At 68.7% G+C, this 22,549-nt stretch carries 18 protein-coding genes; 6 read left to right on the top strand and 12 right to left on the bottom strand.

Translation table 11 applies throughout. The features are described 5' to 3' along the window. Window positions 1-87 precede the first annotated feature (87 nt). Window positions 88-2,514 (top strand): M20/M25/M40 family metallo-hydrolase, encoded by a 2,427-nt coding sequence (locus AC07NS_RS02865; RefSeq protein ID WP_494601292.1) that lies wholly within the window; start codon window positions 88-90, stop codon window positions 2,512-2,514. Between the two features lie 200 nt (window positions 2,515-2,714). Here the strand turns inward: AC07NS_RS02865 and AC07NS_RS02870 are convergent, their stop codons facing one another. From AC07NS_RS02870 to AC07NS_RS02885, 4 genes are all read right to left on the bottom strand, one after another. After that, complete coding sequence (locus tag AC07NS_RS02870) at window positions 2,715-4,154, bottom strand: aldehyde dehydrogenase family protein (protein WP_494601294.1); 1,440 nt, start codon at window positions 4,152-4,154, stop codon at window positions 2,715-2,717. A 299-nt stretch (window positions 4,155-4,453) separates the two neighbouring features. Then, window positions 4,454-5,842: an L-serine ammonia-lyase gene (locus tag AC07NS_RS02875; protein ID WP_494601296.1), complete on the bottom strand. Its 1,389-nt coding sequence runs from the start codon at window positions 5,840-5,842 to the stop codon at window positions 4,454-4,456. A 151-nt stretch (window positions 5,843-5,993) separates the two neighbouring features. Beyond that, window positions 5,994-7,646 carry a M28 family metallopeptidase gene (locus tag AC07NS_RS02880; RefSeq protein ID WP_494601298.1) on the bottom strand — a complete coding sequence of 551 codons (1,653 nt, stop codon included), beginning with the start codon at window positions 7,644-7,646 and terminating at the stop codon, window positions 5,994-5,996. Between the two features lie 294 nt (window positions 7,647-7,940). After that, window positions 7,941-8,912: a threonine ammonia-lyase gene (locus AC07NS_RS02885; protein ID WP_494601299.1), complete on the bottom strand. Its 972-nt coding sequence runs from the start codon at window positions 8,910-8,912 to the stop codon at window positions 7,941-7,943. A gap of 119 nt (window positions 8,913-9,031) precedes the next feature. Between AC07NS_RS02885 and AC07NS_RS02890 the strand changes: the two genes are divergently transcribed. From AC07NS_RS02890 to AC07NS_RS02905, 4 genes are all read left to right on the top strand, one after another. Further along, window positions 9,032-9,646: an acyloxyacyl hydrolase gene (locus AC07NS_RS02890; protein WP_487290424.1), complete on the top strand. Its 615-nt coding sequence runs from the start codon at window positions 9,032-9,034 to the stop codon at window positions 9,644-9,646. A gap of 120 nt (window positions 9,647-9,766) precedes the next feature. Then, window positions 9,767-11,053 carry an adenylosuccinate synthase gene (locus tag AC07NS_RS02895; RefSeq protein WP_494601301.1) on the top strand — a complete coding sequence of 429 codons (1,287 nt, stop codon included), beginning with the start codon at window positions 9,767-9,769 and terminating at the stop codon, window positions 11,051-11,053. Between the two features lie 302 nt (window positions 11,054-11,355). Next, window positions 11,356-12,501, top strand: coding sequence for a hypothetical protein (locus tag AC07NS_RS02900; RefSeq protein WP_494601853.1), 1,146 nt, complete (start codon window positions 11,356-11,358; stop codon window positions 12,499-12,501). Between the two features lie 122 nt (window positions 12,502-12,623). Next, complete coding sequence (locus AC07NS_RS02905; protein ID WP_487290422.1) at window positions 12,624-13,427, top strand: response regulator; 804 nt, start codon at window positions 12,624-12,626, stop codon at window positions 13,425-13,427. A 7-nt stretch (window positions 13,428-13,434) separates the two neighbouring features. Here AC07NS_RS02905 and AC07NS_RS02910 read toward each other — a convergent pair whose 3' ends face one another. The 7 genes from AC07NS_RS02910 to AC07NS_RS02940 all read right to left on the bottom strand — a co-directional run bounded on the left by AC07NS_RS02910 (window position 13,435) and on the right by AC07NS_RS02940 (window position 20,667). Continuing rightward, the gene (locus AC07NS_RS02910; RefSeq protein ID WP_494601303.1) at window positions 13,435-13,611 is read right to left on the bottom strand and encodes a hypothetical protein; all 177 of its coding nucleotides are present in this window, start codon (window positions 13,609-13,611) and stop codon (window positions 13,435-13,437) included. A gap of 313 nt (window positions 13,612-13,924) precedes the next feature. Then, window positions 13,925-16,207, bottom strand: a complete 2,283-nt coding sequence (locus AC07NS_RS02915) for a TonB-dependent receptor plug domain-containing protein (protein WP_494601305.1) — start codon at window positions 16,205-16,207, stop codon at window positions 13,925-13,927. A 332-nt stretch (window positions 16,208-16,539) separates the two neighbouring features. Further along, entirely contained in the window at window positions 16,540-17,190 is a 651-nt protein-coding gene (yihA, locus tag AC07NS_RS02920; protein WP_494601307.1) for a ribosome biogenesis GTP-binding protein YihA/YsxC, read from the bottom strand. After that, the gene (gene yidC / locus AC07NS_RS02925) at window positions 17,190-19,049 is read right to left on the bottom strand and encodes a membrane protein insertase YidC (protein ID WP_494601308.1); all 1,860 of its coding nucleotides are present in this window, start codon (window positions 19,047-19,049) and stop codon (window positions 17,190-17,192) included. The genes yihA and yidC overlap by 1 nt, the downstream gene beginning before the upstream one ends. A gap of 7 nt (window positions 19,050-19,056) precedes the next feature. Continuing rightward, a complete protein-coding gene (gene rnpA / locus AC07NS_RS02930; RefSeq protein WP_494601309.1) occupies window positions 19,057-19,539 on the bottom strand; it encodes a ribonuclease P protein component in 483 nt (160 codons plus the stop codon). 112 nt (window positions 19,540-19,651) lie between these two features. After that, complete coding sequence (rpmH, locus tag AC07NS_RS02935) at window positions 19,652-19,786, bottom strand: 50S ribosomal protein L34 (protein ID WP_110118343.1); 135 nt, start codon at window positions 19,784-19,786, stop codon at window positions 19,652-19,654. A gap of 152 nt (window positions 19,787-19,938) precedes the next feature. Then, window positions 19,939-20,667, bottom strand: a complete 729-nt coding sequence (locus AC07NS_RS02940; protein ID WP_494601310.1) for a CPBP family intramembrane glutamic endopeptidase — start codon at window positions 20,665-20,667, stop codon at window positions 19,939-19,941. 143 nt (window positions 20,668-20,810) lie between these two features. Between AC07NS_RS02940 and AC07NS_RS02945 the strand changes: the two genes are divergently transcribed. Continuing rightward, window positions 20,811-21,482 (top strand): hypothetical protein, encoded by a 672-nt coding sequence (locus AC07NS_RS02945; RefSeq protein WP_494601311.1) that lies wholly within the window; start codon window positions 20,811-20,813, stop codon window positions 21,480-21,482. Between the two features lie 204 nt (window positions 21,483-21,686). Here the strand turns inward: AC07NS_RS02945 and AC07NS_RS02950 are convergent, their stop codons facing one another. Then, the gene (locus AC07NS_RS02950) at window positions 21,687-22,433 is read right to left on the bottom strand and encodes a hypothetical protein (RefSeq protein WP_494601313.1); all 747 of its coding nucleotides are present in this window, start codon (window positions 22,431-22,433) and stop codon (window positions 21,687-21,689) included. Window positions 22,434-22,549 lie beyond the last annotated feature (116 nt).

The following is a 22,549-nucleotide window of genomic DNA, read 5'->3' on the forward strand; positions in this document are numbered from 1 at the left end:
CCCGCCTTTTCCCGTTTCCCCATCGCGCGAACACCCCCACCCTCGAAGCGGGGCGAACCGCCGGAAGGACGCGAGGGCGAGGCGCGAATGAAAGCGATCAGACTCCTGGGGTTCTGGATCTGCCTGCTGCTGGGCCTGGCCCTGGCCGCCCTGGCCCAGCGCGCGCCGCCACCCCTGCCCGCCACCGCCCCGCCCGACGCCTTCTCCGCCACCCGCGCTATGGCCGACGTACGGACCATCGCCCTGCGTCCCCACCCCACCGGCTCGACCGACATCGTGCGGGTGCGCGAGCACCTGATGAGCCGGATCTCGTCGCTGGGACTGGAGCTGGCCGTGCGCGCCGACGAGGGCTATGCGCCGGCCCGCAACGAAGGCCGGTCGCTCGCCGCCGGGGCGGTGCAGAACGTCATCGGCGTGCTGCCGGGGGCGGATCGCAGCAAGCCCGCCGTGCTGGTGATGAGCCACTACGACTCGGTGGCCAACTCGCCCGGCGCGGCCGACGACGCGGCCGGCGTGGCCGCCGCCCTCGAGGTGGCCCGCGCGCTGAAGGCGGGACCCAAACCGGCCCGCGACGTGATCTTCCTGTTCACCGACGGCGAGGAGCAGGGCCTGCTGGGCGCCGACGCTTTCTTCGCCCGCGACCCGCTGCGCGAGCGGGTGGGCCTGGTGATCAACATGGAGGCGCGCGGCGATTCCGGCCGCGCGGCCATGTTCCAGACCGGCCCCGGCAACGGCGCCCTGATGCACCTCTTCGCCCGCGAGGCCCGCCGGCCGGCGGCCAATTCCCTGGCCGCGGCGGTCTACGAGAAGATGCCCAACGACACCGACTTCACCCACGCGGTGAAGGCCGGCCTGCCGGGGCTGAACTTCGCGTTCATCGACGACCAGCTAGCCTATCACACGCCCCTGGCCCGCGCCGACCACCTGGACCAGGGCAGCCTGCAACACCTGGGCGACCAGGTGCTGCCCACGGTGCGCGCCCTGGCGACCGCCGCCGACCTGCCGGCCAAGGCCCCCAACGCGGTCTATTCGGACCTCTTCGGCCTGGTGATGGTCAGCTATCCGGTCGAAGTCGCCTGGGGCCTGCTGGCCCTGGCCGGCGCGCTGGTGCTCTACGCCCTGGTGCGCGGCCTGATGATCAAGGGGACCAGCGTCGTCGAGCTGCTGAAGGGCCTTTGCGGCTTCCTGCTGGTGGGCGTCTCGGGCGGCCTGGTGCTGCATCTGGCCGGCAAGCTGCTGGGCATCGTCGATTTGCAGGGGCACTACGCCCTGCTGGGCCGGTTCAACCCGCTGCTGCTGGGCGCCACGGCCTTGCTGGTCGGCACGGCCCTGGCCGTGGTGATCGGCCAGGCCAAGGGCGCGGCGCGGATCTGGCCCAGCCTGCTGGCCCTGGCCGCCGGCGGCCTGACTTGCCTGATCGGTGGCCCGCCGGCGCTGGATCCGATCGGTTTCGGATTGGGCGTCGCCGCCGCCGTGCTGGTCTGGGCCTCCCTGGGCAAGCCGGTGGGCGTGCTGGGGGCCTGGATCGGGGCGCTGTTCGGCCTGCTGGCCATAGCGATCGCGACCATGGTGCTGCTGCCCGGCGGCTCGGTGATGACCACCTGGCCGCTGCTGGTCGCGGCCCTGGCGGCGGTGCTGGTGCTGGCCAAGGGCGGCACCCGCAACAAGCGCGTGGCCCTGGCCCTGACCTTCTTCGTGGCGCTGGCGGCCGTGGCCGTGGTGGCCCAGGTCGGCGCCTGGGGCGGCTGGACCTTCGCCGGCCTCGGCGTCGAGCTGCCGGCGATCCTGGCGGCGTTCGGCCTGCTGGCCCTGCCCGCCCTGATCCCCCTGGCCCACGACTTCTCGGCCCTGAAGCTGGCGGCCATCCCCGCCACCCTGGTCGCCGGCCTGGGCGCAGCGCTCGTCGCCTACGCCGTGCTGGCCGGGGCCAGCGCCACGCGGCCGGAGCTGACCGAGGCCGCCCACCTGTCGGACCTGTCGACCGGCCGCGCCTACCGGATCTCGACCCTGCCGCGGCTGGACGCCTGGTCGCGCGCGGCCCTCACCGCCCAGGGCGGCACGCCCGTGCAGCAGGAACTGGTTCCGTTCTTCAAGTCCAAGGCCTGGCTGGCCGACGCCCGCCCCGTGCCGCTGGATCCGCCGCAACTGGTGCTCGAACAGGCCGGCGAGCGGCTGCTGGTGCGGGTGATCCCCGGTCCCGGCGCCGAATACGTCACGGTGCGGATCAGGCCGGACGGCATGCTGGCCGGCGCCCGCCTCAACGGCCGCCCCGTGCCTCTGGTCACCAAGCGCGGCGAGTGGACCAGCCTGACCTACCACGCCCCCGACCCCAGCGGCGTGACCCTCAGCTTCAGCCGCCTGAACGGCTCCGGCCACGTCGAGGCCGCCGCCCTGGAGGTCCGCGAAGGCTGGCCCCGCGCCACGCCGTCGCCGGGGGCCAAGCCCGACGGGCTGATGGCCTGGGGCCTGTCGGACAAGACCCTGGTGCTGACCCGGGCGAGTGTGAAGTGGTGATCCGTTTCGGAAAACCTCTCCCATGGGGAGAGGGAGGGGCCCGCCGCGCAGCGGTGGGAGGGTGAGGGGGTACGCCCTCACCGCATTACCCTAGATCGTGCCGGCACGCCGGCCGGCCTCGTAACCCCTCATCCTCCCAAGCCTGCGGCTTGGGCCCCTCCTTCTCCCTATGGGAGAAGGGGAGCTCAGAGGGAGAAGGACTACTCCGCCGCCTGCTTCGGCGCGTAACCCAGGATGGCCTTGGTTTCGAGGAATTCCCCGAAGGCGTGGTCGCCCCATTCGCGGCCGTTGCCGCTCATCTTGTAGCCGCCGAAGGGCGCCATCAGGTCGGGGCTGGCGCCATTGAGGTTGACCTGACCGGCGCGGAGCTTGGAGGCGACCTTGCGGACACCCTCCGGATCGCCGCCCGAGACGTAGGCCGCCAGGCCGTATTCGGTGTCGTTGCCGATCTCGACGGCCTGGTCGACGCTGTCGTAGCCGAGGATCGACAGAACCGGGCCGAAGATCTCTTCCTTGGCGATGGTCATGTCGGGGGTGACGTTGGCGAAGACGGTCGGCTTGACGTAGTAGCCGGTCTCCAGCCCTTCCGGCTTGCCCGGACCGCCGGCGACCAGGGTCGCGCCCTCGTCGACGCCCTTCTGGATCAGGCCCTGGATCTTGGTCCACTGCACTTCGGACACCACCGGACCCAGCTTGGAATTGCCGCTGGGGTCGCCGACCGTGTGGGCCTCGGCGGCGGCCTTGGCGATGGCGATCACCTCGTCCATGCGCTTGGCCGGGACCAGCATGCGGGTGGGGGCGTTGCACGACTGGCCCGAGTTCATCATCACCGAGGCCACGCCGCCGCCGACCGCGCGCTGGAAGTCGGCGTCGTCGAGGATGATGTTGGGGCTCTTGCCGCCCAGTTCCTGGTGCACGCGCTTGACGGTGGGGGCGGCGTTCCTGGCCACCTCGATGCCGGCGCGGGTGGAGCCGGTGAACGACACCATATCGACTTCAGGATGGCTGGACAGGGCCGCGCCGACGGTCGGGCCGTCGCCGTTGACCAGGTTGAAGACGCCGGCCGGCACGCCGGCGGCTTCCAGGATCTCGGTCCACACCCAGGCCGAGAACGGCGCGATCTCCGAGGGCTTCAGCACCATGGTGCAGCCGACGGCCAGGGCGGGCGCGACCTTGCAGGCGATCTGGTTCACCGGCCAGTTCCACGGCGTGATGAAGGCGCAGACGCCGATCGGCTCCTTCACGAGACGCGTGGTGCCGCGATCTTCCTCGAACCTGTAGTCCTTCAGCACCTGCAGCGCGGTCTGGACGTGGGCGACGCCCATGGCCGCCTGGGCGCGCTGGGCCAGCCACGCGGGGGCGCCCATCTCCTCGGTGATGGCTTTCGCCATGTCCTCGAAGCGCTTCTGGTACTCGGCGATGATCCGCTCGAGCAGGTCGATGCGCTCTTCGCGGCTGGTCTGGGAGAAGCTGGCGAAGGCCTTGCGGGCGGCGCGGACGGCCAGGTCCACGTCCTCCACCGAACCCAGGGTCACCCGGCCGGCGACGGCCTCGGTGGCGGGGTTGATGACGTCCACCGTCTTGTCGGACTTCGCTTCGACCCATTGGCCGTCGATGTAGAACTTCAGGTAGTCGCGCATGGGTTCCTCCTGCCGGGCCGCTCTAACCTGGTGTGGGGGCGGGCCTCGTTCAAACGCTCATTTTAGAGAACGGTGATCAGGTGGGAAGGGGAGAAAGGAACCTCCCCCTCTGGGGGAGGCGATCGCGAAGCGATCGGTGGGGGGAGTGATGCGAAGCCGGCCGTAACTGCGGCAGCCGAAAACGCCCCCCCTCCGGCCCTCTGGGCCACCTCCCCCAGAGGGGGAGGATCTTCTGCGCCAAGATGCTCCCCCTCTGGGGGAGCTGTCGCGGAGCGACTGAGGGGTTCCTCCCGGAGGGCTCAACACTCCACCCGGTTCACCGACAGTCCCACAGCCAACCCGCCCAAGGACGTCTCCTTGTAGATCTCGTTCATGTCCTCGCCGGTGCGCTTCATCGTGGCGATGACCTTGTCGAGCGACACCGAGTGCTGGCCGTCGCCGAGCAAGGCGAGACGCGCGGCGTCGATGGCCTTGATGGCGCCCATGGCGTTGCGCTCGATGCAGGGGATCTGGACGAGGCCGCCGATCGGGTCGCAGGTGAGGCCCAGATTGTGCTCCATGCCGATCTCGGCGGCGTTCTCGATCTGGGCGTTGGTGCCGCCCAGGGCGGCGCAGAGGCCGCCGGCGGCCATCGAGCAGGCCACGCCCACCTCGCCCTGGCAGCCGACCTCGGCGCCGCTGATCGAGGCGTTGCGCTTGTAGAGCGCGCCGATCGCCGCGGCCGTCAGCAGGAACACCCGCGCCTGCTCCGGCGTGCCCTTGTGGAAGCGCATGAAGAACCGCAGCACGGCCGGCACCAGGCCCGCCGCGCCGTTGGTCGGGGCGGTGACGACGCGGCCGCCGGCGGCGTTCTCTTCGTTGACCGCCATGGCCCACAGGTTGACGAAGTCCATGGCCGCCAGCGGATCGCTCATCTGGCGCTCCATCCGGCCAAGGATGGTCTGGTGGATCTGGCGGGCGCGGCGCTTGACCGACAGGCCGCCGGGCAGGATCCCGTCCTCGCGCATGCCGCGGTCGATGCAGGCCTCCATGGCCCCGAAGATGCGGTCGAGGCCGGCGTTCATCTCGCCCTCGCTCATCCGGGCCAGCTCGTTGGCGGCCATCACCTGGGCGATGGTCAGGCCGGCCTGGTCGGCGCGCTCCAGCAGGTCGGCCGAGCTTTCGAACGGGAACGGAATGGCCGGGCCTTCCTCGGGCGGCGCGTTGCGACCCATCTCGCTCTCGTCGCGCACGAAGCCGCCGCCGATCGAGAAATAGGTGCGCTCGGCCAGCACGCCGCCTTCGGCGTCGAAGGCGGTGAAGGTCAGCGCATTCGGATGCTGGGGCAGGCGCTCGTGGCCGGCGAAGACGATGTCGCGGGCCTCGTCGAAGCCGATCCCGACCTCGCCGCCGAGCAGCATCCACTGCGTCGCCTTGGTCTCGGCGAGGGCCGCTTCGCCGGCGTCCGGATCGAGGTTGGCGGGAGCGAACCCCATCAGGCCCAGGATCACGGCGCGGTCGGTGGCGTGGCCTTTGCCGGTCAGGGCCAGCGAGGCGTAGAGCCGGGTCTCGACCCTGGCCGTGAGGGGCAGCTTGCCGGCGGCGCGCAGGCGCTCGACGAACATCACCCCCGCCGTCATCGGCCCCATGGTGTGGCTGCTGGAAGGGCCGACGCCCAGCTTGAAGAGATCGAAGACGGAGGCGGTCATGTTGCGGGGGTATTCATGAAAAGGGGTCGTCATCCCGGAAGCGCCGCAGGCGCTATCCGGGACCCAGGGGCGGTGCGCGCGGCCCCTGGGTCCCGGCTCTACGCTGCGCTCCGGCCGGGATGACGGCTAGGGGGAGCGCGGTGTCGGATGACTACTTCCGTTCGGCCTTAGTCTTGTCGCGCAGGTCCTTGAATTCCGAACCCGCCTGCCACTCAGGCCAGGTGCGGGAGTTCGCGAGATCCGCGCCGACCTTGTAGAACAGGCCGATGTCCATGGCCTGGCCCGACAGGTCCCAGTCCGCCGACCACTCGTCGGCCGGCTGGTGGTAGCGGTTGGTGGTGTAGTCTTCCTCGGCCTTTTCGCCGGCTTCCTTGCCGCCCTTCACGAGATCATTGCCCGAGCCGACCGAGATGGCCGGCACGCCGCGCTTGGCGAAGGGGAAGTGGTCCGAGCGGTAGAAGTGGCCGGCCTGCGGCGTCGGATCGGGCGTGAAGTAGCGGCCCTCTTCCTTGGCCTTGGCCACCAGCATGTCCTGAAGGTCGACCTTGCCGTCGCCCGAGGTGGTGACGTCCTTGGCGGGACCGGCGGCCGACAGGGCGTCGATGTTGAGGTCGGCGACCGTCTTGGCCAGCGGGAACAGCGGGTTGGCGGCGTAGTATTCCGAGCCCAGCAGGCCCTTTTCCTCAGCCGTCACGGCCAGGAACAGCACCGAGCGCTGGGGCGCGGGCTGGCTCTTGAACGCGCGGGCCAGTTCCAGCAAAGCCGCGATGCCATCGGCGTTGTCGACCGCGCCGTTGTAGATCTTGTCGCCCTTGGCGTCCGGCAGGCCGACGCCCAGGTGGTCCCAGTGGCCGCTGTAGATGATGCTCTCGTCCGGGAACTTCGTGCCCTTCACCCGGCCGGCGATGTTCTTGGAGACGATCACCTGGTGATCGACGGCGTAAGACGCCGAGAAGGTCGCCTTCAGGTCCACCGGCTTGAAGTCGCGGGTCTGGGCCTGCTGCTTCAGGGCCTCGAAGTCGAGACCGGCCTGCTTGAAGAGTTCGACGGCCAGATCGCGCTGGATCCAGCCTTCCAGGGCCGGGTGGCTCTTGGAGGGATCCTTGCGGACGATGTCGAACATCGTGTTGGTGTTGGAGTTCTTGACCGTGTTCCAGCCGTAGGAGGCCGGGGCGGTCTCGTGGACGATCAGCAGGCCGGCGGCGCCGCGGCGGGCGGCCTCTTCGTACTTGTAGGTCCAGCGGCCGTAATAGGTCATGGCCTTGCCGCCGAAGTCGCCCTTCCCGGTCTCGAAGTCCGGGTCGTTGATCAGCACGACGACGATCTTGCCCTTGACGTCCAGGCCCTTGAAATCGTCCCAGTTGCGCTCGGGCGCGGTGACGCCGTAGCCGGCGAAGACCAGCGGCGCGTCCTTGATCGACACCTTATCGACATTGGTCATGGCCGCGCGGATGGCGATCTGCTCGCCCTGGGCCAGGGTGATGTGGTTGGACGCCGTCATGATGTGGGCGGCGACCGGGCCCTTGATCTCGAACTTGCCCAGCGGCACGTCCTGGGTCCAGGCGCGCTTGCCGTCCTTTTGCAGGTCGCCGGCCGGCTCAAGGCCGATCGCCTGCATCTGCTGGGTGATGTAGGCGACGGTCTTCTTCTCGCCCTCGGTGGCGGGACCCCGGCCCTCGAATTCGTCCGAGGACAGCACCTTGATGTGCTGCGACAGCTTGGCGGGATCGATCTTGGGCGTGTCGGCGGCGTGCGAGAGCATGGGCGCGGCGATCAGGGCCGTGGCGAGGAGAAGGCGTTTCATCGTCGCTGTTCTTTTCGAGCGGTTCATTCGAAGGCGCGGACCCTAGCGGGTGGTTTTGACCGCCGCTAGGGGGTGGGAAGAAAGTGGGCTTGCTTCCCGGTCCCCAGGGAACCTCCCCCTGTGGGGGAGGTGATCGCGAAGCGATCGGTGGGGGTGTGACTGCGAAACAAGCCAAGGCGACGGAAGCTGAAAACTTCCCCCCACCGGCCTGCGGCCGCCTCCCCCACAGGGGGAGGTTCCTCATCCGACGGCCTTCGGCCGCCACCTTCTCCCGCAAGGGGAGAAGGATCGCGATTAGCCCCCCAACACCCCCGCGAACACCGCCGGGTCCACATTCCCGCCCGACAGCACGATGGCCGCCGTCTGGCCGGACAGGTCGATCTTGCCCGACAGCGCCGCCGCCAGCGCCACGCAGCCGCCGGGTTCGACGACGAGCTTGAGGTTCGCAAACGCCCAGCGCATGGCGGCCGCCACTTCCTCGTCGGTGACGGCGGCGATGCCGGTGAGGGTGCGGCTGTTGATCGGCCAGGTCAGGGCGCCGGGGATCGGGGTCAGCAGGGCGTCGCAGAACGAGCGGGCGTCGGGGTCGATCACCTCGCGATGGCCGCTGCCCAGCGAGCGGCGGGTCTCGTCGAAGCCGGCGGGCTCGGCGCCCCAGACCTGGGTGGCGGGCGACAAGGCCTTCACCGCCGTCGAGGTTCCGGCGATCAGCCCGCCGCCGCCGACGGGGCAGAGCACCTTGTCGAGGGTCGCGCCGGCCGCCTCGGCCTGGCCGATGATCTCCAGCCCCACCGTACCCTGGCCGGCGATGATGTGCGGATCGTCATAGGACGGCACCACGATCATGCCGCGCTCGGCCGCGATCTCGGCGGCAATCGCCTCGCGGTCTTCCTTGAAGCGGTCGAAGAAGCGGATCTCGGCCCCGAAGCCCCGCGTCGCGTCGACCTTCACGCTGGGCGCATCCAGCGGCATGACGATCAGGGCCGGCATGCCGAGTTTGCGGGCCGCCAGGGCCACGCCCTGGGCGTGGTTTCCCGACGAGAAGGCGACGACGCCTCTCTCCTTCTCTTCGGCCGTCAGCTGCGAGAGACGGTTGTAGGCGCCGCGGAACTTGAAGGCCCCGGCCAGCTGCAGGGTCTCGGGCTTGACGAAGATCCGCCCCGACAGGCGCTCGGACAGGGCGGCGCTTTCGAGCAGGGGCGTGACGACGGCCTGGCCCTGGAGGCGGGCGGCGGCGGCCTGGATGTCGGCGAGCGAGACGGTCATGAGAAGGTCCGTTGAAGCTGCGGCCTGGCGGGCCGCGACAATCGACCGCACCGCTACTAGCTCGCGCCGGAAGTTCGCGCCATAAGAGCGCGGGAAGACTGCTGAGGGGCTCTCACACCATGAAGACCGCACTGCTGGCCGCCGCGGCCTGCGCCGTCCTGTCGCTCGCCGCCGGCACGGCCGCCAGCGCCGGCGAACTGATCGTCGGCGCCTACAAGCACGACGTCACCTTCATCGGCGAGGCCGTGGGCCTGGGCGCCGCCGGCCGCGAGGACGGCGTCGACCTGCACGTCGGCTACCGCACCGATCGCCTGGAGAACCTGCGCTGGCTGGGCAAGCCGCAGGTCCACGCTTTCCTGTCCCTGAACAGCGAAAACACCTCGAACTTCGTGGCCGCCGGCTTCAGCTGGCCGATCGACTTCGGCGACAAGGGCGGCTTCTATTTCCGCCCGGGCATGGGCCTGGCCTATACCGACGGCGAGACCAACCTGCCGCCCGTGAACCAGCCGGGCATCAGCCAGGCCGAGATCGATCGCCGCCTCAAGCTCTACTACACCCGCATCGATTTCGGCTCGAAGGTGCTGTTCCAGCCGGAGCTGAACCTGGGCTACCGCTTCAACGACCGTTGGGCGACCGAACTGTCCTACGTGCACCTGTCGAACGGCCAGATCTTCCACCAGGGCAAGAACCAGGGGCTTGACGATCTGGGCGTGCGACTGCTTTACGCCTTCTGACTTCGCGGGGGCCGGCTGACGGCCCCCTCCTGTCGCCGCACAATCTGATGAACGTCCGCCGCCGAGTCCTGTCGAAGGGCCGCGGGCGCTACCGGGCAGGTGACAAGGCATATCTCTATCATGGCCAACGTGACCGTCGTGGGCGCCCAGTGGGGCGACGAGGGCAAGGGCAAGATCGTCGACTGGCTCTCCAACCGGGCCGACGTCGTCGTGCGCTTCCAGGGCGGCCACAACGCCGGCCATACGCTGGTGGTGGACGGCAAGGTCTACAAGCTGGCCCTGCTGCCCTCGGGCGTGGTGCAGGGCAAGACCTCGGTCATCGGCAACGGCGTCGTGGTCGACCCCTGGCACCTGCTGGGCGAGATCGCCAAGATCGCCGACCAGGGCGTGGCCATCACGCCCGACGTGCTGATCCTGGCCGACAACGCCGCCCTGATCCTGCCGCTGCACCGCGACCTGGACCAGGCGCGTGAAGCCGCCTCCAGCCAGAAGATCGGCACCACCGGCCGCGGCATCGGCCCGGCCTACGAGGACAAGGTGGGCCGTCGCGCCATCCGCGTCGCCGACCTGGCCGATCCGGAAGCCCTGAAGCCGAAGATCGAGCGCCTGCTCAGCCACCACGGCGCCCTGCGTCGCGGCCTTGGCCTGCCGGACGCCGACGCCGGCGCGCTGTTCGACCAGCTGATGGAGATCGCGCCGCAGATCCTGGCCTACGCCCAGCCCGCCTGGCGCGTGCTCGACCAGGCCCACAAGGCCGGCAAGCGCATCCTGTTCGAAGGCGCCCAGGGCGCCCTGCTGGACGTCGACCACGGCACCTATCCGTTCGTCACCTCGTCCAACACCGTCGCCGGCCAGGCCGCGGCCGGTTCGGGCATGGGCCCCAAGGGCCCGGGCTACGTGCTGGGCATCGTGAAGGCCTACACCACCCGCGTCGGCGAAGGCCCGTTCGCCTGCGAACTGCAGGACGAGGTCGGCAAGCACCTGGCCACGGTCGGCCGCGAGGTCGGCGTCAACACCGGCCGTCCGCGCCGCTGCGGCTGGTTCGACGCGGTGCTGGTGCGCCAGTCGGTGGCCATCAACGGCATCGACGGCATCGCCCTGACCAAACTGGACGTGCTGGACGGCCTGAAGACCCTGAAGATCTGCGTCGGCTACAAGATCGGCGACAAGATCCTCGACTACCTGCCCGCCGGCATGCGCGATCAGGCCGCCGCCGAGCCCGTGTACGAAGAGATCGAAGGCTGGAGCGAAAGCACCGCCGGCGCCCGCTCGTTCAAGGACCTCAACGCCAACGCCATCAAGTACGTGCGCCGCGTCGAGGAACTGATCGGCGCCCCGGTGGCCCTGCTCTCCACCAGCCCCGAGCGCGACGACACCATCCTGATGCGCGACCCGTTCGCGGGGTAGCCTTTTGAAACCTCTCCCATGGGGAGAGGGAGGGGCCCGCGCCGTCAGGCGTGGGAGGGTGAGGGGGTAGGACGTCGGCCGTCCCATCCCCCTCGCCCCCCTGCCCTGTCCGGAAAGTCTGTAACCCCTCACCCTCCCATGCTGCGCATGGGCCCCTCCCTCTCCCTATGGGAGAGGTGAACCGAGGCGGGAGAAGGAACTCACGGGAGCCGACAATCCCCATAATGAGGACTACCTACGGTCGCGGTTAGCGATTGCTTAGGTCGGGAACGCTACAACCCTCGTGTCACCAAGGGGGTCGCCTGATCTTGTCCGCGCGTCGAAAGCTCTCTCCGGTCCGCAAGCCGGACCGCCTGACGCGCAGCCTGCGCGCGCTGGAGCGCACGGCCTCGACCAGCCGGGTGCTGAACCTGCTGGCCATCGCCGCCGACAGCCACAAGCGGCCGGAATATTCGCAGCATCCGCTGTTTCGCAACCGGATCCTCAACAACAGCCTGATCGTCAAGCACCGCCTGCGGGCCGACGACCTGTTCCTGTTCGACGAAGCCCGCCCCACGGCGACCAAGATCATCATCCCGTTCGAACGCAGCGACCTGTCGCTGGGCGGCCAGTCGTTCTTCGTGGGCCAGCGCGGCTGGATCGACCTGCTGCGCGAGGCCTGCAACGATCCCACCGACATGACCCGGGACCTGGCCACGCTGCGCATGATCGACATGCTGCCCTCGCTGGACCCGTTCCTGCTGCGCGAGCACCTGCGCCGCCACGGCATGATCGTGGCCCCCTGCTACTTCGCCCTGTCGCCCGGCGACCTGGAGCAGATGCAGGGCTTCGTCACCGTCGAGATCTCGCGGCTGATCGACCTGGCCTACCGCGACAGCGGCCGGGTCAACGGCGCGGCCGCCGCCCGCCTGGTCGAGGCCCTGCTGTCGACCGACGTCGACGAGCGGCTGGAGCCCCTGCGCGAGACCCTGGTCCTGGAGGGCGAGAGCTTCCGCGAGGGCGTCTTCAGCTGGAAGGGCTTCCTCTATTACAAGTGGATGCTGACGCGCCTGTGGCCGCAGCTGACCGCCACGGCCGGCGAAATCGGCCAGATGATCATCACCGGCGCTCGCGAGGCCGAGACGGCCCGCTATGTCGACGACGCCCGCAAGCGGCTGCAGCACGGGGTGGTGGTCGAGCGCGCCTCGATCCTGCGCACGCTGAAGGTCTATGACGACGCCTTCGAGGACCTGATCGACAACGGCAAGCCCCAGGCCTTCCGCGAGTTCCTGCTGCGCGCGCCCGAGATGTTCCTGTCCCTGGGCGAGAAGGTGGGCGTGATCTCGCACATCGCCAGCTTCTGGCGGTACCGCTTCCCCGAGGGCCAGCCGGCCATCGTCGACGTGGAGGAGGCCGTCGACATCCTGCAGGACTTCGACTCCGGGTTGTCGGCCTCGCTGTCGATCTGAGTTCGTCCACCTGAGGTAGGCGATCTGACGCAGGGGAGCCGCCTGGTCATCAAGCGGATTTTTACCCTCGCGCCTTAAGAGTCGGGGTCCGATCTTCCCGACCAGCGAGGAGGCCCCGCCCCGTGTTCGACGACAACCCCCGCACTCTGCAGCGCATCGCCGCCAAGATGCAGCGCGTGCTGGTCGTCGATCCGAGCAATGCGGCCGTCCGCCTGCTGGGCGACCAGCTGCGCCATGTGGGCAATGTGCAGGTCTTCGCCGCCCCGACCATCGAGCAGGGCTGGGGGATGGTGCGCACCGTCGATCCGCAGATGATCTTCGTCGAGCACGCCAGCGCCGGCCTCGACGGCCTGGCCCTGGCCCGCAAGATCCGCCGCAGCGACCTGGCCTGCCGCCAGAACCCGATCATCATGTGCACGGCCGAAGCCACCGCCGAAGCCATCTTCGGGGCCCGCGACGCCGGCATCCACGAGTTCATGCGCAAGCCGTTCACGATCAAGGATCTGGAACGCCGCCTCGAGGCCGTGACCCTGAAGCCGCGCGACTGGGTGGAGGCCGTGCAGTACGTCGGTCCCGACCGCCGCCGTTTCAACTCGGCCGAATACAAGGGACCGCGCAAGCGCAAGGCCGACGCCGCCGGCACGCCCGCCGCGCGCCTGTCGCAGGCCCTGCGCATCGTCAAATCCGCCGCCCAGTCGCTGGACAGCGATCCGGCCCAGGCCCGCCGGGCTCTCGCCGCCCAGGCGGCCGAGCTGAACGCCGTCGGCGTAGCGGTGAAGGATCCGCGCCTGGTCGAGGCCGCCGCGGCCCTGGCCGGCTGCACCACGGCCGACTTCTCGGTCGGCGGCGGCCGCGCCGAACTGGTCAGGCGCATCGACGCCCTGATGGGCTTCATGACCGACGAAGGCAACGGCCGGGCGGCCTGAGGCCGCTTCAGGTCCGCCGGCGCGCAACCAGCGCGAAACCGGCCACGCAGGCCAGGAACAGCACCACCGCCAGCTGGCCCAGGGGGACGTTCCCCTGCAGCCCCCTGTTCAGCAGCGCGATGCTGACGAGCACGCCCAGGATCAGGGCGGCGAAGGCGAGGCGGCGGCGAAGGACCTGCGACATGAGGCCAGGCTAGCACGCCTTTTGGTAGAGGAAAGTCAGGCGCATCGACGAGCCTCTCCTCCCCCGTGCAACGGGGGAGGTGGCGCGGCGCTATCAGCGCCGTGACGGAGGGGGCGACGGCGGGCACGGCGCCCAGTCTCGCCCCCTCCACCGCTTCGCGGTCCCCCTCCCCCGTTTCACGGGGGAGGATCCAGAAACGGAAAACGCCGCGAAAGCTGGTCGGCTTTCGCGGCGTCTTGCGTTTGAGAGACCCCTCATCCGTCGGCTTTCGCCGACACCTTCTTCCGCAAGGGGAGAAGGCTCGGGATCCGGATCAGAACGCCATGCGGGCGATCAGCTGGAACACCGGGCCGGCCTGCTCGCGCTCGAGTTCGTATTCGTCGAAGTTGCGATCGACCTGGTCCTCGATGGTGGTGAACTTGTTGAAGGCTTCCTTCTTGGCGCCGTCGAGCAGGTTCGAGCCGGTCAGTCGGATGGTCAGGTTCTTGCCGACGCGCTTTTCGACGAAGGCTTCCAGGTCGCCGCCGTAGGTGGTGGTGACCTCCTCGCCGACCACGCGGCTGTAGGCCTCGCCCTGCTTGCGGTAGGTGACGCCGAACGAGGCGCCCCAGGTCGGCAGGTCCTGGATGAAGCCGACGTTCAGCACGTAGTCCGACTGGCTGTTGAACTTGCGCGAGCCGAACTCGTCGGTGACGTCGCTGTCGAGCCACGAGTAGTTCAGGAACACGCCGGTGTTCTCGAGACCGACGACCGTCAGCGGGGTCGAGAGGTCGAACTCGATCCCCCAGACCTTGCCGTCGCCGGTGTTGCGCACCGAGTAGACGTAGGTCCCGTCGCCTTCGCTGCCTTCCTCGCCGGTGTTGGTCAGTTCCAGTAGGTCGGTGACCTTGCGGTAGAAGGCGTTGACGCCGACGACGCCGGCGCGGCCCAGGCGGCGCTCGTAGCCGACGTCCAGGCCCCAGGCCGTTTCTGGCTTCAGGGTCGGCACGCCGACGAAGTCGTTGTCGCCCAGCTCGGCGTCCAGCTTGGCCGGGGACAGGTATTCGAAGCTCGGGCGGCGGATGGTGCGCGCGGTCGCGGCGTAGATCTGGTCGCTTTCGGTCAGGTTATAGCGCAGCGAGGCCGACGGCAGCAGGATCTGGTAGTCGTTGTCGTAGGTCTCGCCTTCCTTGCGGGCCTCGATCGTGACGTCCGTGGTCTCGTAGCGCAGGCCGGCTTCCCACTTCAGGGCGCCCGACTTGCCCGAGAGCATGACGTAGGGGTCGACGCGGGTCTGCTCGAAGCCGGTGTTGCCTCCGTCGATCACCTTGTAGGCGCTGAAGGCGGGCGGGCTGGTGTTGGGCAGGTTGTAGCGGTTGCGGTCGACCTCGGTCAGCAGCGCGTCACGCTCCTTCTTCTCGTACTGGACACCGAATTCCAGCTTGGCCGCGCCCAGGTCGCGCTCGTGCGCCAGCTTGGCCGAGACCTCGGTGTCGTCGATCTTCGAGCGCGACTTGTCGCGGGTGATGCGGTCACCGTCCGGATAGGGGGTCGAGTCGCGCAGGTACTCGGTTTCGTCCTCGAACTCGGCTTCCTTGCCTTTGAAGCCGGCGTAGCCCAGCTTCACCGTGGTGCGGCCGCCCCACATGTCGTGCTTGTACTTGGCGTTCACCGCCCAGCTGTCCTGGTCGATCTTGACGTCGTTGTCGTTGATCGTCTGCAGGTTGGCGTCGTTGCGGATGTCTTCGCGGTACTCGATCGAGTCCTCGTCCTGGAAGCGGTCGGTGCGGACGAAGAAGCCCGACAGGTCGAGATCGCCGCCGGCCACCGGGACCTGATAGCTGGCGTTGAGCGAATAGTCGGTGCCGTTGCGGGTGTCGGTCTGGACTTCGCTGTTGTCGAGGTCGCCGCCCGGCTCGTCATAGCGCAGCGACAGCTTCTGCTTGGGGTTGCGGCGGCCCTGCACGTTGGCGCCGACCAGCAGGCGGCCGGGGCCGACCTGGCCGCCCCAGACGCCGCCCAGGGTGCCGCGCACCTTGCTGTCGTCGAAGCGCAGGGCGCCGGCGCGGATGAAACCGCCGTCGAGGGCGTAGGCATCGCGCAGGACGATGTTGATGGCGCCGGCCACGGCGTCGCCGCTGCGGTTGGCGCTGGCGCTGCGGACGATCTCGATGCGCTCGATCAGCTCGGCCGGGATGCGGTCGACGAAGAACGAGCCGTCGGCGCCGGCGCCGAACGCGCCCGAGCCCGAGCCGGCGCCCGGCACCTTCTCACCGTTGATCAGGATCTGGGTGTAGGCCGGATCGAGACCGCGCAGGCGCACGCCGTCCGATTCCAGCACGTCCGACAGGAACGACACCGACGGCACGCGCTTGAGGGCGTCGCCGGCGGTCAGGGGCTCGAAGCGCTGGAAGTAGTCGAGGCCGTATTCGAGGACCGGGGCGGTCTCCTCGCTGCGGTTGCGGTAGGCGATCTGGGCCTGGACGACGACTTCCGAGGCCGTGACCGGCTCTTCGGCGGTGGCGATCGGGGCGTCGGCGAGATCAGCGGCGGCGGCCTGGGCGGCCATGGCCAGAGGCGCGAGGGCGCACAGCGCCAACAGAGCGGTCTTCTTCATCGGAACATCCCCCACTTCGCGGCCGGGCATGACACCGGGTGACGCGCGTGTTTTTGTCGGGGCAGGGCATAGTTTCGCCACAACCTGGGGACCAGAGAAGTTTCGGCGACAGTTTTATTGCGGATTTATGTAGCGGCGCGGATGATCCGTGCCCTGATGATCAAATCCCTCTCCCCTTGCGGGAGAGGGTGGCACCGCGCAGCGGGGTCGGGTGAGGGGTCGCACCAACGCAAAACGCCGCGACAGCTGTTCAGCGGTCGCGGCGTTTCATTTCTGAGAGACCCCTCATCCGTCGGCTGGCGCCGACACCTTCTCCCGCAAGGGGAGAAGGGTTAGCCGAGGCAGGTCCGCGAGATCTCGGCCCGCAGTTCCGGCAGCCCCAGGCCCTTCTCCGACGAGGTGGCCAGCACCCGCGGGAAGGCGGCCGGGCGCTTGGCGACGGCCTTGGTGGTTTCCTCGACGACCTTCTCGACTTCCGCCGGCTTGATCTTGTCGGCCTTGGTCAGGACGATCTGGTAGGAGACCGCCGAGATGTCGAGGGCGTCGAGCGCCTCGGCGTCGACCTTCTTGAGGCCGTGGCGGGCGTCGATCAGCAGGTAGACCCGCTTGAGGTTGGGCCGGCCGCGCAGGAACTGGCGGCCCAGGTCCTGGAACTTGCTGGCCGTCGAGCGCGAGACGCGCGCGAAGCCGTAGCCGGGAAGGTCGACCAGACGCAGCTTCTCGGCCAGCAGGAAGAAGTTCAGCTCCCGCGTACGGCCCGGCTCGTTGGAGGCGCGGGCCAGGTACTTCTGGCCGACGAGACCGTTGATCAGGCTCGACTTGCCGACGTTGGAGCGGCCGGCGAAGGCCACTTCCGGCAGGTCGGCGGGCGGCAGGCCGTCCATGCGGACGGCCCCCATCATGAACGAGACCGGCTGGGCGAAGAGAACCCGGGCCGCCTCGATCTCTTCCTCGCTGAAGATGGGATCGATCGGATCGGTCATCAGGTGGCCGTCGCGGTCTGCTTGCCGGTCAGGCGAGCCACGATCTGGTCGATCGGGTTGTCGACCTTGTAGCGGCGCATGATGATGTACTGCTGGACGATGGTCAGAACGTTCGACCAGCACCAGTAGATCACCAGGCCCACCGCGAACTGCGACAGGGTGAACATGAAGATCAGCGGGAAGAACTGGAAGATCTTCTGCTGCATCGGGTCGCCGGCCGGCGGGTTCATCGCCGTGGTCAGCCACATGGTGAAGCCGTACAGCAGCGGCCAGACGCCGATGTGCAGGGGGCCGCCCAGGAAGTTGCCGATCAGCGGGGCCGTCGCCGGATCCCACGGGATCAGGCCGAACAGGTTCATGAACGTCGTCGGGTCACGCGCGGACAGGTCCTGGATCCAGCCGAAGAACGGCGCGTGGCGCATTTCGATCGTGACCGTCAGCACCTTGTACAGCGAGTAGAACACCGGGATCTGGATCAGCATGGGCACGCAGCCCATGAACGGGTTGATCTTCTCCTTGGCGTACAGCGCCATGGTTTCCTGCTGCAGCTTGGCCGGGTCTTCCTTGTTCTTGGCCTTCAGCTTTTCGACCTCGGGTGCGATCTTCTTCATCTTGGCCATGGACTCGTAGCTCTTGTCCGCCAGCGGATAGAGCAGGAGCTTCAGGGTCACGGTCAGCAGCATGATGGCGATGCCGAAGTTGCCGACCAGCTTGTAGAAGATCTCCAGCACGTTGAAGATCGGACGGGTGATCAGGGCGAACATGCCCCAGTCCACGGCGTCGTCGAAGCGCGGGATGTCGGCCTTGCGCTTGTCCCAGAAGGCCCAGCCGCTGGGGGCGTTGCCGGCGTACTCGTACTGGCGCAGCAGCGGCACGGTCTTGGCGCCGGCGAACAGGCGGGTGGTCTCGGTCAGGGTCTGGCCCGGGGCCAGGGCGCGCGCCGCGGCGGTGTAGTTGGCCTCGTAGACGTCGACGCCGGAGACGGGCGTGACCTTGTAGCGGGCCGTGATGGCCTCGTCCTGGCTCGGGATCAGGGCCGCCAGCCAGTACTTGTCGGTGATGCCGGTCCAGCCGCCCTTGGAGGAGAACTCCTGCTGCGGCTTCTTCTTTTTCCAGTCCTGGTACTTGGCCTGCTTCAGCTCGTAGCCGTCCTGGCCCAGGATGCCGATGCCGCCCTCGTGGACGATGTGGTTCTTGCCCAGATCCGTGGGGATGCCCCAGCGCTGGACCGAGGCGTAGGGCGCCAGGGTCAGGGTCTGGCCGCCCTGGTTCTTCACCGCGTCGGCGATGGTGAACATGGCGTCGGCGTCGATCGAGATCGTGCGGGTGAAGACCAGGCCCTGGCCGTTGTCATGCGTCAGCACGACCGGCGAGCCGGGGCGCAGGACAGCGCCGGCCGGGGCGATCCAGACGGTGTTGGCGTCCGGCAGGCCAGCCGGGTTGGCGCCGGCCCAGCCGAATTCGGCGAAGAAGGCGTTCTCGGCGCCGGTCGGGCGCAGCAGCTCGACGGGCGGGGCGTTCTTCTTGGTGGTCTGGCCGTAGCGCTTGAGCCACAGGTCGTCGATCCGCGCGCCCTTCAGGGCGATCGAGCCGGCCAGGGCCGGGGTGTCGACGGCGATCCGCGGGCTGGCGGCCTTGGCGACGTCGCGCGACAGCTTGATCGGCTGGGGCGAACCGTCCGGACCGACGGTCATGCCGGGAGGCGCGACGGCGGCGGCCTGGGCCTCGGCGGCCTTCTTGGCGCGGGCGGCTTCTTCCATCTTCTTCTGGTTCGGACCCAGCACGAAGAATTGGTAGCCGAGAAGGATCGCGAACGCGCTGACGATGAAGACCAGCGTGTTCTTGTTGTCGTTCTGCATGGATGACTTAACCGGGATCGGAGGGTTCGGACGCTGGCGCGTGCGAAGGGGGTGAGGCGGGCGCGGTGGGGGGTCGCTTCCCCCCGCGATCTATTTCGGCCGCGAGGCTTATCAGCGCGGCTTTTACATCGTCAAGCAAACGCCCCCAGGGCCGCGAGCGCGTACCGCCGCGGGCGATGAACACATAGTCGCAACCGGGCCGTCCATGAAGGGGCAGAAGGAGTCTTGCGGCCTCGCGCAGGCGTCTTTTCGCGCGATTGCGCTCCACCGAGCCGCCGACCTTCTTGGAGGCGGTGAAGCCGACGCGGATCAGGGCGTCGTCGTCGCCCCGCGGGCGCAGCTGCATGAAGACGGCGCCGCGCGACAGCGAGGGGGCCTTGGCGGCCTTCAGGAAGTCGGCTCGCACCTTGATGCGCTCGATCTTCGGGCCTTTCGCCTGACTCTTGGACGCACTTTGGGGCGCGGCGGCCTGAACCTGGAAATCGGTCATGAAAAAAGCCGCCCTTTCCGGCGCAGGCTGGAGGCCTGGTTCTGGGAAGGGGCGGCTTTTGTCATGTCGTACGATCCTGCCGGAGCAGGAAAGAAGAGCGGGAGACCCGCTCTTAGGCCGTCAGGCGCTTGCGGCCCTTGGCGCGACGACGCGCGACGATCTTTTGGCCGTTCTTGGTGGCCATACGCGTGCGGTAGCCGTGACGGCGGGCTCGCACGAGCTTCGACGGCTGGAATGTCCGCTTCACGACGTGGCTCCGAATTACAATAGCGTTGACGCGGACAACCTTGCGGTCGCCGCGAGTGAAGGGCGGTGGATAAGCGAGGCGGCCAGGGATGTCAACCGCGCAAAGCGCCGGAAGCTGAGTCAGGGCAAGGGGTTGGCCCCTACCCTCTCGCCCTACCCTCTGGCCGCGCCCAGCAGCACGAGCCCGAAGATCGACCAGTCCAGGGTAATGTGGGCGATCAGCGAGGACCAGAGGCTGCGGGTCAACAGGTAGGGAATCGTCAGCGCCAGCCGCGAGACGCCGATGACCAGCAGCACCTGGGCCAGGTTCCAGCCGTAGGTCGACAGGTGCAGCAGGCCGAAGATCGCGGCCGACAGGATACAGGCGGCCAGCACCGAAGAACGCAGGGCCAGGCCGAACCGGCGATGGAACAGGGCCAGAAGCGCCAGGAATGGCAGGATGGTGATCAGCTCCTCGCCCAGCAGCTGCGGCGCGGTGCCGGCGATGAAGACGACGCGCTCCCAGCCGTCCAGCCGCGCCAGCAGGCCCGCGACCGGATTGACGGCGGCGATCCCGGCCTTGGTGAAGACCAGGGCGACCGCGCTCGACAGCAGCAGGGCGATGGGAACGGTCAGCAGGCCGGCCAACACGTCGGTCAAGGTGAGGCGCGGGAACAGCGCCGTCCAGCCGCGTCCAGCGGCCGCCCTCAGCGCCAGCAGCGGCATGGCGGCGAACAGCACCGGCCCGAGCAGCGCCATCGGGCTGCCTGGCGCCCGCGCCAGCAGCATCAGCGCCGCGAAACCGGCGACGCAGCTTCCCAGCACCATCGCCCACCACCCGGTCGACAGGCCTTCGGGCTCGGCGCGGATATAGGGAAAGTCTCGCGGGGCCGGCCCTGCCATGATCGAAGCTCCACTGTGCAGGCGACTATGGCGGCGCTTCGCCAGGGCTGTACAGCGCTCGCCCCTCGCCTTCCGATGGACGGGCAGAAATCGCGGCCCGCTGCTGCTATCACCGACCGGTCGGCGCAAAGGGAGCCTGGTTCGTGGACCTGCTGAAGATCCTGAGAAGCTTCGAGGAGCTGCTCTTCGAAGCCATGACCTGGCTCTACTTCTATCCGCGCACGATGCTGCGGATCGTCGCCCGGCCGATGACGGCCATGGCCTATTCCGACCGCGAGGAAGGCCAGCCCGAGGACCTGCGCTACGACGACGCCCTGAGCCCGCCGGTGCTGCTGATCATCACCCTGGTCATCGCCAACGCCGTCGGCTGGGCGGTTCACGTTCCACAGCCGGCCAACACCCCGCCCCTGGCCAAGGCGCTCTACGACTCCCAGCAGAACCTGCTGATGTTCCGCTGCCTGCTGTTCGGGCTCACGCCGCTGGTCGTGACCCTGACCCTGCTACGCAAGCAGGGCGTCACGGTCTCGCGCCGAACCTTGCGACGACCGTTCTACGCCCAATGCTACCTCGCCTCGCCGGTGGCGCTTTGCGTGTCGCTGGGGCTGATGGCCGTGCAGCGCGGGACCCCGGCCCTGGTCGGGGCCGGCGCGGCGGTGATCCTGGCCTCGACTGTCTGGCTGATCGTGGCCCAGACCCGCTGGCTGTCGCGACACCTGTCGATCCCGCCGGCCCGCGCGGCCGTGACCGCCGTGGCGGCCCTGGCGCGCGCCCTCTTCTACATGCTGCTGATCCTGATCCCGCTGGCGCTGACCTGAAGGCGTCAGCCTCTGGGGTGGATCGACATTCACCGGCCTGAGCTCATTTTTCACCGAGCATCCCCGCGAAGGCGGGGACCCAAGCCGAGGTTGAAATCGATTTGCGGTCGCGCCTCATCCTGAAATCCAGCTTGGATCCCCGCCTTCGCGGGGAGAGACGGATTTGAAGGTCGCAAACAGCCGAGTGTCGATCCGCCCTAAGGGTCAGTACGGCTCGATCGAGCGGACCCTGCCGTCCGACGAGGCGAAACAGCGCGAGCGGTAGGGGCCGGTGGCCATGGTCAGTTCCCAATCGCCGCGCCCCAGGTCGCGGACGCTGATCGGCACGCTGCTGCCATAGGGTCGGTTCTGGAAGTCGTCGGCGCGGCGCGAGCAGCCGTCCTGAGCCGCGCGCGGCGCCTGGCGGACGTAGCGGGTGTTGGCGTAGCGGCGGTTGTCGCGCTCGGACTGCCCGGCCAGGAAGCCCTCGTGATAGCCCTCGGTCTCGTGCCGGTCGTCGTAGTCGGAGCCATAGAGGGCCGCCTGGTAACCGCGCTCGTATTCGGCGTCGTGGTCGCGATCGGCGTCGCCATGCTTCTGCTTGTGAGCCGCCAGGGCGGCCGCCAGGCCGACGATGGCCACGCCCGCCACGACGGCGGCGGCCTTGGAGTCCGAGCCCTTCTTGCGGCACAGGTTGCGGGCCTCGACGATGGTCAGGTAGCGGCCGTCGCGAGTGGTGACCTGGACGCAGTCATCGCCGCGCCGCCAATAGCCGAACTTGGCCGATGAGCCCTCGTCCACGTGGTCGAACTCATAGCCGCGCCGCTGTAGTTCGCTTTCCCCGCCCGCCGCCCGAGCCCCGATCAGGTCGCGCAGGTCGCTGGGAATCTGGGCCCAGGCGGGCGGAACCGCGCTTGCGGAGACGAGCGCGGCGAGCGCGACGGCGGCGGCGATCCGGCGGCGAACGGACATGGCGTTTCCCTGGAGCTGTGATGACCACTTCGGGTTGAACCATGGCGCACGGCGCTCGCAAAGGTCATTCACACCGAGCGGCCGACAAAAGGTCGCGGCGCTGAACTGACGATTTC

This window comes from Caulobacter sp. GW821-FHT10A10, assembly GCF_059415745.1.